General features: G+C 32.7%; 14 protein-coding genes and 1 other annotated feature (1 of these 15 cut by a window edge). Of the genes, 1 reads left to right on the top strand and 13 read right to left on the bottom strand.

Annotation, left to right across the window (positions count from 1 at the left end):
• Window positions 1-52 (bottom strand) — a binding site (T-box leader) (it extends 115 nt beyond the left edge of the window).
• A gap of 111 nt (window positions 53-163) precedes the next feature.
• The 13 genes from recO to yqfC all read right to left on the bottom strand — a co-directional run bounded on the left by recO (window position 164) and on the right by yqfC (window position 10,992).
• Window positions 164-904 carry a DNA repair protein RecO gene (recO, locus tag BHF71_RS04010; RefSeq protein ID WP_069656389.1) on the bottom strand — a complete coding sequence of 247 codons (741 nt, stop codon included), beginning with the start codon at window positions 902-904 and terminating at the stop codon, window positions 164-166.
• Between the two features lie 89 nt (window positions 905-993).
• A complete protein-coding gene (locus tag BHF71_RS11475; protein ID WP_084024208.1) occupies window positions 994-1,116 on the bottom strand; it encodes a YqzL family protein in 123 nt (40 codons plus the stop codon).
• A 204-nt stretch (window positions 1,117-1,320) separates the two neighbouring features.
• On the bottom strand, window positions 1,321-2,712 hold the full coding sequence (gene scfB, locus BHF71_RS04005; protein ID WP_069656388.1) for a thioether cross-link-forming SCIFF peptide maturase: 1,392 nt from the start codon (window positions 2,710-2,712) through the stop codon (window positions 1,321-1,323).
• A 46-nt stretch (window positions 2,713-2,758) separates the two neighbouring features.
• A complete protein-coding gene (gene scfA, locus BHF71_RS04000) occupies window positions 2,759-2,911 on the bottom strand; it encodes a six-cysteine ranthipeptide SCIFF (RefSeq protein WP_069656387.1) in 153 nt (50 codons plus the stop codon).
• Between the two features lie 90 nt (window positions 2,912-3,001).
• Complete coding sequence (gene era / locus BHF71_RS03995) at window positions 3,002-3,916, bottom strand: GTPase Era (protein WP_069656386.1); 915 nt, start codon at window positions 3,914-3,916, stop codon at window positions 3,002-3,004.
• Complete coding sequence (locus tag BHF71_RS03990; protein ID WP_069656385.1) at window positions 3,900-4,307, bottom strand: cytidine deaminase; 408 nt, start codon at window positions 4,305-4,307, stop codon at window positions 3,900-3,902. The genes era and BHF71_RS03990 overlap by 17 nt, the downstream gene beginning before the upstream one ends.
• Window positions 4,308-4,339: 32 nt before the next feature.
• Window positions 4,340-5,059, bottom strand: coding sequence for a DUF502 domain-containing protein (locus BHF71_RS03985; RefSeq protein WP_069656384.1), 720 nt, complete (start codon window positions 5,057-5,059; stop codon window positions 4,340-4,342).
• A gap of 41 nt (window positions 5,060-5,100) precedes the next feature.
• On the bottom strand, window positions 5,101-5,784 hold the full coding sequence (locus tag BHF71_RS03980; RefSeq protein ID WP_069656383.1) for a diacylglycerol kinase family protein: 684 nt from the start codon (window positions 5,782-5,784) through the stop codon (window positions 5,101-5,103).
• A gap of 8 nt (window positions 5,785-5,792) precedes the next feature.
• Entirely contained in the window at window positions 5,793-6,275 is a 483-nt protein-coding gene (ybeY, locus tag BHF71_RS03975) for an rRNA maturation RNase YbeY (protein WP_069656382.1), read from the bottom strand.
• Window positions 6,275-8,476, bottom strand: coding sequence for an HD family phosphohydrolase (locus tag BHF71_RS03970; protein ID WP_084024204.1), 2,202 nt, complete (start codon window positions 8,474-8,476; stop codon window positions 6,275-6,277). The genes ybeY and BHF71_RS03970 overlap by 1 nt, the downstream gene beginning before the upstream one ends.
• Window positions 8,477-9,436 carry a PhoH family protein gene (locus tag BHF71_RS03965; RefSeq protein WP_069656381.1) on the bottom strand — a complete coding sequence of 320 codons (960 nt, stop codon included), beginning with the start codon at window positions 9,434-9,436 and terminating at the stop codon, window positions 8,477-8,479.
• A 6-nt stretch (window positions 9,437-9,442) separates the two neighbouring features.
• On the bottom strand, window positions 9,443-10,642 hold the full coding sequence (gene yqfD / locus BHF71_RS03960) for a sporulation protein YqfD (RefSeq protein ID WP_069656380.1): 1,200 nt from the start codon (window positions 10,640-10,642) through the stop codon (window positions 9,443-9,445).
• Window positions 10,643-10,713: 71 nt separating this feature from the next.
• The gene (gene yqfC / locus BHF71_RS03955) at window positions 10,714-10,992 is read right to left on the bottom strand and encodes a sporulation protein YqfC (RefSeq protein WP_069656379.1); all 279 of its coding nucleotides are present in this window, start codon (window positions 10,990-10,992) and stop codon (window positions 10,714-10,716) included.
• A 181-nt stretch (window positions 10,993-11,173) separates the two neighbouring features.
• Here yqfC and BHF71_RS11470 point away from each other — a divergent pair.
• Window positions 11,174-11,332 (top strand): transposase (locus BHF71_RS11470; protein WP_084024202.1); only part of this gene is annotated, 159 nt, incomplete at its 3' end.

The following is an 11,332-nucleotide window of genomic DNA, read 5'->3' as shown; positions in this document are numbered from 1 at the left end:
CAACTCGCTAAATGATGTTTGGCTAGCTACTGTTCTCTATCATCACTTGATATTTAGTTTATATAGAAATATACCAAATTATTAAGTTATTTTCAACATCTTCATTAACTCAGCTTCTTAAGCTCAATGATTAGATAGGCATATCATATCTTCTTTAATTATGCTATGGTTTAAGATCTTTAATTTGTTCCAGAAAATTTCTAGCTTTCAAGTCAAATCCAAGATACTCATCCAAGAAAGACTTCATGACTAGTTCGAGTTGGGATTTTGTCGAAGACTTTACATTGATATTACCTAAACGCTTAAAATCAATGCTTTCAAATAATCTAAGTAATTTAATGGTGCTAGGTTGAAGGGTAATAGCCTTTTGTTCTTTGTGCTTATTACAAATAACCCCACCATGAATGATACTGAAGGAATTCAAATCTTTTTCTGATCCACAAATCGCACAAGAATGGAGGTGAGGACGATAGCCTGAAATAAGGAATATCTTCATCTCAAAAATCCTCGTTATTATTTCCATATCCTTACCTTCATTAAGGTATTCTAAACTATATAGTAACTGCTCAAACAGAAAAGGATTAGGTTGATTAGATTCAGTAACTTTATCTACAAGTTCAACAATATATGCAGCATAAGCTGTTTTTTCAATATCTTGTGAAATATCAACAAAATGTTCTTGCAATTCTCCTTGATTTAAGGTACCCATATTTTGTCCTTTAAAGAAGACAAATTCACCATAGCTGAAAACTTCGGTTACACCATGGAATCTATTCCTAGGTTTTTTAGCACCTCTAGCTACCAGCGATATTTTCCCCAATTTTTTAGTAAAAACGGTAATGATTTTGCTACCTTCTCCGTAGTCCATTGATTTTATGACTATCCCCTCTGTTTTATAGATCATCTATTTCACTCCAAAAAGCTGTTTTATCTATATCTTGTAATGTATATAATATCAAATGCTGATTTTGGAAAACAGAGGCTACTTAAACTTCATTCAAGTTTTTGAAAATCAGAAAGCTCCTTATCTTGTTGTATAGATTCAACATCCTTGAATAAGAGATAAGCATCAATCTGTCCAGTGTTATAAAAATATTTCCACGAAAAATCTTTCATGGTTTTCACCTCTCCTTCCAGATTGAGTACGTTGTACTTAATAGGATAAGCGAGTAAGTTTATTTCAATACAAGGAAAAAAATCTCATGCTTTAGTTAAGGAAAGAACTTAAAATAGTTTACTCTGTATTTATTAAAAGAATTTATCATTTTGATACGTTCGAGTCAACTTAAAAAGGAAGCCCTTTATGGACTTCCTTTAACCCTATTCTTGCTCCAGCTCTAATACTTTGAGGTATAATGCATTCTCAAAACGCTTTTTAGTCAATTCACAACCAACTTCATAAGGTTTATTTAAATCATCATTAAATCCATAAGCATTTACGTGACATCCTCCGCCACATAAATGACGTGCCCAACACTCTTTACAAGCTGGTTTAGTATAGATGTTGGTATTTCTAAATTTATTCATCAATTTTTTATTTGTAAAGCCCTCTTTAAGGTTACCTATTATCATCTCTTTTTTACCAACGAATTGATGACAAGGATAAATATCTCCTTCGGGTGTTATCGCCATGTATTGATATCCCGCACCACAACCGGTTATCCTCTTAGAAAAACATGGTCCTTCTTCCATATCTACTTCGAAATGATGAAAATGAAATTCTTTGTCTGTACCTTTTCTCTCTAAGTAGCTCTCTGTCAAAACATCATACTGTTCAAAAAGTTCCGGTAAGTGATCTTTCTTGATAGCATATTTACGATTTTCTGGCAGAACAACCGGTTCAACAGAAATCCTCTTAAAACCTAAATCTGAAAGATGAAGTACGTCATTAGCAAAATCTAAATTTTCACTTGTAAATGTTCCACGATAATAGGTGTAAATTCCTCTACCATAACGATTATCAGCATTACCACTGCGTTCCGAATTTATCCGTTGATAATTCTTTACAATTGTTTGGTAAGAACCTGATCCATCATCCATAGGTCGCATTTTGTCATTTACTTCTGGACGCCCATCAATACTCAAAATCAAGTTTATATTTTCGTTTGCGATAAATTCTTCTACTTCTTCATTGATATACACACCGTTTGTTGTTAAGGAAAAATCAAATTTTTTTCCTGTTTCTTTTTCCTTCTCCCTAGCATAGGCAACTATTTGCTTTACCACCGAAAAATTTAATAAAGGCTCTCCGCCAAAAAAGTCTATTTCAAAATGGCTGGTATTTTTAGCTTGGCTAACTAAAAAATCGATTGCCTTTTTACCCTGTTCAAAAGTCATTAATGAACGTTTCTGTCCATATGGTCCAGTTCCCGCAAAACAGTACTTACAGCGTAAATTACAATCATGGGAAACATGTAAACACATTGATTTAATCTCAAATTCTTCTGGATCATGTTCTTCTTCTGGCAGAACTCCTTCTGAATATATGATTCCCTCTTGATGTAATTGTTGAATCTCTTGGTAGGCTTCGGTTATTTTATTTTCATCGTATTTACCATTTAATTTTCCGATTATCTCTGCTAAGGTAAAGGAAGGATATAAATGGATGATTTCTTTGGCAAGTTCATCAACCGTAAATAGCGAGTTACTATTTACATCTAAGACTATATTTTTATCTTTGTAGGTAAAAACGTGCACTTGTCCCTTTATCATATATGCTCTCCTCTCAAAAAAAACGCTCCCATGGGGAGCTTCGTGATTATTTATTCTCTACTTTAGTATAGCAGATAGTATTTCCTACAGTAATAGAGGTTTTACACGCTGATTGGCATGATGCTGAACACTTTTCACAAGTTCCAGTAAGCATAGTGTCTTGCAAACGATTACGAGATAATATTTTGATATGTTTCATGTTTCTCCCCCCTTTAGCAAAATAACTATTATATTTTACCATGAATTATTTATCTAAAATAGTATAAAATTAAATCCTGATTAGATATCTTTATTCATCTATCTCCGTGTATCCAAAATCTTTTAATAAAAACTCCTTATTTCTCCAGTCCTCCTTAACTTTTACCCACAGTTCAAGGAATATTTTCGATCCTAATAATCCCTCAATATCCTCTCTAGCCTCTTTACCTATAACTTTTAACATTCTGCCATTTTTACCGATGATAATTCCCTTTTGGGATTGCCTTTCAGTATAGATAACAGCCTGAATTATGATAGAGTCAGGGTTTTCATCTCCAGGTTTCATTGATTCTACGACAACTGCAATTGAATGAGGAACTTCTTCCCTAGTATGGTGTAAAATTTTTTCTCTGATTAATTCAGCAACAATAAAACGTTCAGGATGTTCTACCACCTGATCTTTAGGATAATAGTATGGTCCTTCAGGTAATACCTCATAAATTTCCGTCATTAACGTTGAAATATTGTTTCCTTTTAGAGCTGAAATAGGAATTATCTCCGCAAAATCAAGTTGTTTGCGATAATTGTCTATTATCGGTAAAAGTTGTTCTGGAGAAATTAAATCAATCTTATTTAATATCAGATAAACTGGTGTTGATTTAACTTCCTTTAATTTTTCAATAATAAATTGTTCACCAGGACCAAATTTTTCTGTAACGTCGATCAGATAAAGTATTAGATCAACCTCTTGTAATGTCGTCAAAGTAATATTCATCATGTATGCGCCTAACTTAGATTTAGGCTTGTGTACTCCAGGTGTATCAATGAAGATAATCTGTCCTTGTTCATCAGTATAAACTGCCCTAATTTTGTTCCTCGTCGTTTGAGGTTTATCCGACATAATTGCAATTTTTTGCCCCATAACCTGATTAAGTAAGGTAGACTTACCTACATTGGGACGACCTATTAAAGCAACAAAGCCAGATCTACTACTTTTCTGATTCATTTAAATCCTCCTGCGTAAAAGCTCCCGGTAGTAACCGTTCTACAGTAGTTTCAAATACTTCACCATTCAAATTAGCTAAATAAACTTTAGAACTAGGTTTGAAAAATTCAGCTATTACTTGACGACAAGCACCACAAGGAGATACTGGTCCTTCAGTATCAGCGATGATAGCAATAGCATCAAATTCACGCTCTCCTTCTGAAACGGCCTTAAAGATTGCTGTTCTTTCGGCACAGTTCGTTAATCCGTAGGACGCATTTTCAACGTTAGCGCCTTTAAATACCTTGCCATCTTTGGTAATTAAAGCTGCTCCAACTTTAAATTTTGAATAGGGAACATAAGCATTACTGCGTGCCTCTTTCGCTAAATTTACTAGTTCCTTTTTATCCATAATTATTACCCCCTATAAAACAATCTAATTAATTAAAATGGTACCAATTCTCTTTCCTTCTGATCCTGTTTTTTCATCTTAGAATCATCAGTTTCATTGCTGATATTATCTGGATTTACTACGCCACCTGATATTATATATTTTAACCCATCCTCAACAGACATTTCTAAAAAAATCACTTCATTTCTTGGTACGAGCACTAACCACCCAGAGGTCGGATTAGGAGTAGTGGGAAGAAATACATTTACTAACTCTCTAGATATTAACGTATCTATCCCTACCTGACCTTCACCAGTAAAAAACCCCATTGTATAGATGCCTTTTCTTGGATATTCAACTAATACAACCCTTTTAAATGAACTTTTTTCTCGGGTAAAAGCATTTGTAATTTGTTTAACAGTGGAATATATACTCCTTGCAATTGGGATTTTAGAAAACAAAGATTCATTTAGTCGAATCATTTGTTTACCGATTAAACTTTTAGTAGCAATTCCAACACTTATCAGTAAAAAAACAGTGGCAATAAATCCAATACCAGGGATTCTATCCACCAGTGTTACATCAATAATCGGGAGTTCAATAGGGAACTTTGGGATAATATGCAAAACCACCAAAATCTTACTTATAAATCTACCTAATAAGCGATCAACAAATTCAAATAAGAAAACGAATACATAGATAGTTAAAATCGTAGGTAGTAAAACGATAAATCCCATGAGAAGATTAGAACGTATGCTGTCTTTTTTCAACATTTAAAGATATTACCCCTTCCACTGAAAACTTTCCCCAATTTTTAATAAAAAGCCCAATACAGCAGATAAAAACCTGCTACCGAAATAAATCCATTTTGTAAAATAGCTATCCAAGAATATCCCCTCTTAATAAAACAAGGAATCAACAAGATAGGAATAATCAAAATAATATATGACGTTGGTACATATAAAATACTAAAAAATGAAGCCAAAAAAAACAAAATTCCAATCAGTATATGTGGTTGATATTGTTTGTTTTTTTGATACCAAAAAGCCTTCACTCCAAAAGTAAAAAGAAGGATAAAAAGTCCTTGTTGGATAAAAAAAGAGAGGGGATGGGATTCTCTACTCGTCCATCCTTCTCTATATATTTTTTCTAGGTAAGGAAATATTACCACGATTCCCACAAGAATTGCAATAAATACGATAAGTAATACTCCACCCGCTGCTGCATCCTTTGCTGCTTTAGCAATTGGATGATACTCTTTTGTTGATAAATTAACAGCTTGCTCTATGGCAGTATTTAATATTTCTGCGAACATTACCATACCAATACTTAACAATATTATTATCACATCAGATTCTGTAAAACGAAGCCCCATACCTAATAATAATATGCTTAAAGCAGTAACCAGATGAACCTTCATATTGTGTTGAGTATTAATAGTATAAACTATGCCTTCACTAGCAAAATAAAAACTTCGTATCAGATCCTTTACAAACAAATCCACCATCACCTTAAAAGTTTTAAATTACCCAATATTTGTTCTTGTTTGGCAAACATAACTTTTTCTTCTTCATCTGTTAGGTGGTCATAACCGATTAAATGTAAAAAACCATGGACAGTCAAAAAGCCTAGTTCTCTCTCAAAAGAATGTCCATATTCAATAGCTTGTTTTATTACCCGGGGAATGGAAATGATAATATCTCCCAGTATATTTGGTAATTCGTTATCTTGATCATCATATATTATTTCAAATTCATCTTCTCCTTGCTCATTCATAGCAAAAGAAAGAACATCAGTTGGACGATCTACTCCACGATATTCAAGATTAAGTTGATGGATTTTTTCATCATCTACTAAAGTGATTACCACTTCCCCATTTGTAATGTTTTCTACTTTCGCAGCTTCTTGAATTACAGCTTCAATAAGTTGGATCTCCTTTTCCGTTATCTCTCGTTCCTCTTGTTCGTTAATCGTTTCAACTTGAATCATTAACTAGTTTCCGCTCCTTTATCTTGATACTCTTTATCTTCAGGATACTCAATTCTAGAATGAAAAATACCCTTAAGCGTTTCTAACATTGAAACTGAAATTATTTCTAACTCTTTTAAAGTCAAATCACATTCATTCAATTGTCCATCATCTAGTTTAGCTTTTATTATTTTCCTTACGGTATCTTCGATTATCTCATTTGTCGGATTAGAAATTGATCTTACAGCCGCCTCCACACTATCAGCAATCCCTACAATAGCAGCTTCTTTTGTCTGTGGTTTAGGATAAGGGTATCTGTATTCATCCTCAGAAATGATTTGTTCAGATTCCTTGACAGCTTTATGATAAAAATATTTAAGCAAAGTAGTGCCGTGATGTTGTATAGCAATATCCTGAATAGGAACCGGTATCTTATGTTCTTTTAACATCTTCACTCCATCACTTGGATGAGCTAATATTATATTTTTACTTAAACTAGGTGAAATCTTATCATGGGGATTTTCCATACTATTTAATTGATTTTCTATAAAGAAGGTAGGTCTTTTGGTCTTACCCAAATCATGATAATAAGCGCCTACCCTTGCTAATAAACCATTAGCCCCGATTGCTTCGGCCGCAGATTCGGCTAAATTACCGACTATAATACTATGATGATATGTTCCTGGGGTTTCAATCAATAATTTACGTAACAATGGGTGGTTTGGGTTTGATAATTCTACTAATTTAATAGGTGACAAGATACCAAAAACAGTTTCAAAAAACGGCATTGTACCAATCGTTAGAATTGCAGAAAATATCCCACCAATCAAACCAGCAACAAGAGAATCAATTCCTTCTCTGAATGTATAACTTTGAGCAGATAACATTATTAGAACTAAGATCGATAAAACATTAAATAAGGCTACGATAAGACCAGACTTAAAGATAGATGATCGCTGTCTGATATTTCCTACGGCAAAAGCACCTGCTGTACTACCTATTAACAAAACAAAACCGTATCGAAAATCAAAAATCATTGTTTGGTCTGTACTAAATACAAGACTAGCGTAAATACTAAATATTAGGCCACTTAATATAGCAAATTTCACACTTATAAATAAGGTAATCAACATCACTCCAAAAGCTACTGGGGCTAAAAAGCCATAGGATGATGATAAGACAGATTCTTCAAATAAGCCAATGATACTAATGCTTATAAAAGTAAATATGATGATTGTAAAAACCATCAATAGCGATTTGTTATCTTGATGCAGTATCGGTTTCATCCGTTCAATGCTAAAATATAGGATCAACAAGATCAACGATACTAATAGTACTAAACCAAAATGAGGAAATACCGTTGAACTGTCCTTCAAAAGTCCAGCAGCTTTCAATTTTTCGTAGGTATGTTTATCAATAAACTGCCCTTCTTTTACTATTAACTCATCTTTCTTGATCATTACTGGCTCTACGCTATTTCTAGCCTCTTGTCTAAGAAGGAAGGTTTGATCAGAATTGTAGAAAACATTTGGTTTAATAAAATACTTAGTTATTTCATAGGCTAAATTTCTAGTGCTTTCTTCATTATCAAAAGGATTTGATTGAATTAGCTCTTCTACCTTTAGGTATACGGTATTTAAATCTGATAATCTAACCCCATTATTCATAACAATATCAAGGGTAGATGTTGTTATATATTTAAGATTTTTTACTTTATCTTCATCTAAGTTGGAAATCAGCTTTATTGAATCGTTAGTTAAAAATGCTAAAGCTTTCGCTTCCTTAAGTTGATTGAACTTATCTTCTGGTGTCAATTCCTCTTGTCCTATGATATTTATGATAACATCAAAGAATTTCTCCAATTGTAAAAGCTGGTCATTTACGATAGTGTAATCTGTGGTATACACGTCAGATACCGATTTAACCGCATCATCTTTTAAACGATTAGTTTGCCACTCATCTACAACGGTAATAGGGGAAGTTAAAGTTACTGGACTAACTTGTCCCTCTGTAAGCTTATAGGTTTTAGGAATAACTTGTCCAATCAGTAATAAGTACATGAACAAACCCAATAAACCATACATTATCAATCGGATAGAAGTATGTTCCTTCCAACCTTCAAATATTTTAATCAATCTAAACCTATTATCCCCATTATTTCTCATAAATAATAATTCGCCCCTTTTCATCATGCTGATAAAGGCATAATTAATTCTCCTCAATTAACTCTCCCTATCATAAGCAGAAATAATTTTTTGTACTAAGTAATGTCTTACAACATCCTGTTCAGATAGATAAATAAACCCTATTTCTTCTATTCGTTTAAGGATCCTTTCTGCTTCATTTAGGCCAGATTTTTTTCCTTTAGGAAGATCGATTTGTGTTACGTCACCAGTTATCACCATCTTTGATCCAAAACCTAATCTTGTAAGGAACATCTTCATCTGCTCCGGAGTAGTATTTTGGGCTTCGTCTAAGATTACGAATGAATCGTTTAACGTTCTTCCCCTCATATAAGCTAATGGAGCAATTTCAATTAAACCCCGTTCCAAAAACTTATTTACTTGTTCCACTCCTAAGAGATCATATAATGCATCATAAATTGGTCTTAAATATGGATCTACTTTTTCTTGAAGATCACCAGGTAAAAATCCTAAATTTTCTCCAGCTTCTACAGCAGGCCTTGTAAGAACTATCTTTCGAACCTGCCCCTTCTTTAAGGCGGAAACAGCCATGACAACAGCTAAATAAGTTTTTCCTGTTCCTGCTGGACCAATTCCAAAAACGATATCTTTCTTTCTAATGGTGGAAATATAATGTTTTTGGCCTAAGGACTTAACATAAACTTCCTTCCCTTTATAAGTGGTAATGATCTTCTCACCATAAAGGTCCAATAATTCTTCTGTAAGATTATCCTTAGCCAACTCTAGGGCATAATAAATATCTCTTTCCGATAACCTAAATCCCTTTTTTATCAGTTTGATTAACGTGTTAAACAAATTAGCTAAACGGTCAACATCTTCTTTCTCACCTTGCAAAAGAATATTTTCATGTCTTGTTATGATTTGAACATTGGATTGATTCTGTATGATGTCTAGCCATTGCTCGTTTGGACCAAATAGATTCAATCTTTCTTCAGTGTTATCTAGTTTTACTTTCTTTTCAAAAGTCTCTACGTACAATCGTCATCATTCTCCTTGATCAATTGGTTGTAATATTATAGGTTGTGTAGTCGTTATATCTTCTAATACTTCAAATAAAACTTTTAATGTAAATTTACCATTCTCTTTCTTTTTAAGCAAAACTTTTTCACTAAGTATTTTGCTATCAGATTTAATTTTACTATATAAATCTCTTTTTGTCTGTTCCATACTTATTTTATAAGCTAAAGTATCGGATAAAAACCTTTCCCTTTCTTCATATTCTAAAAGATTTTCCTCAATAAAACCTACTGGTAATTTATAATTTTTAAAGGTTAATTGTTTCAGGATATATCTTTGTTGGTATCTTTCATATGGTATTTCCCCAAAACCCTTAATTTTTATCATTCGATTTCCTATCATGATATATTTTCGTTTAAAAACATTTCCTGTTAATTCTCTCCATTTTTGTTTTACTGGGATTATTATTCTTGATTGATACCAAACGATCCCTAAAACTTCACCTTCCGCGGCAACTACTTTTTTATCTTCTTCTTCACCAATATAACCAGAAATAAGAATATCGCCTTTTTTTACCCTGTCATTTACTTTAACTTGTGGCAGCCCGGTTTCTGCTAATATTTTATAGATAACTGCATTTTTAGTTGAAATAATATTTCTTGGACCAACCAATGGTTTGGGGTCAGGTTTAACTTTTTCAATAACTGTAATTTGAAGAAGTGTCCCCTTTAGTTTAACACCAATCCAACTGGTATCCTCCAATTTATTTTGCAATTGCTCCTGTATCACCTTCTTATCAGGTAATTTGATTTTTAACATCCCCCTATGAATCCCTATTTCATTGATTGCCTGATAAATTTCTTCATCTTTAATAGTTTTATTTCCTTCTATTTCAATAGTCCAAATCATTGATGAGAATAGATAAATTATTAGTAAAAATAAAATAAATCCAATTAAAACCCCTTTTCTTCGTAAACCTTTAGTCATCAAAAAGGGTAATCCAATTTTTTTTATTATGTGTATTCTCGTAAACGTTTTTTTTAATATTTGCTTTAAACTAAAAAAATCCTTTAATGAAATTGAAAAAATTGCCGAACCATCATTTATCATTTTAACATCCCAAATATTTAGTTCTTCTTTGATAGCTTGGTTAATAAACAATTCAATATGTTTCCCACTCAGTCTACAAATAACATATCCTTTAAGCCAGTTAATTTTTTTTTGCATTTAAGTGGTTCCTCCTCACGTTAACCCTTATACATCTTTTTTCATTATTGGCCATCAATATCTTTTTATAGTTAATCCAAATAACGTACCTCTTTTATAATTCCCTCAACAAGTATTTCATCTGGTAAAATTGTTTTGATTATTAAGTTTTCACCGACTATCTTTAAATTTTTTTGCTGTACACGTAGTTGTAAATACTGATCCGTAAACTTAATAATTCCTTGATGGTTCTCTATGTATATTTGATAATTACCTATCAAAGTAATCCGAGGCAAATTTAGAGTAATATCCTTTGGTAAATCCAATTGTTCCGCTGAAAATTGTCTCAATTTCTGTCTGAAACCTTTCATCTGACTTGCCCCCTCCTATCCTTATTAAAGCCTTATGCAAAGAATCTGCAAATTATGATTGCATAAAAAAGGTCACCAAGAGGTGACCTTACAGCTTGTAGACAAAGTCTTTATTTAGACAAATCTACAAGCTTTTTTTGTATAATAGATATTGTAATAAATATCTTGTGAGGGGAGAAATATGTTAACAAAGCGTAAGGAAGATGTGAGAACTCAAGTTGAATTAGTATCAATAGAGGATCTGGTACCAGAGGATCATTTGGTTAGGAAAATAGATCAAGCAATTGACTTTAGCTTTATATACGATTTGGTTAAAGATACCTATTCTTTAGATAACGGC

This window comes from Vulcanibacillus modesticaldus, from assembly GCF_001730235.1.
Taxonomy (GTDB): domain Bacteria; phylum Bacillota; class Bacilli; order Tepidibacillales; family Tepidibacillaceae; genus Vulcanibacillus; species Vulcanibacillus modesticaldus.
This window is presented reverse-complemented; position numbering and strand designations above follow the sequence as displayed.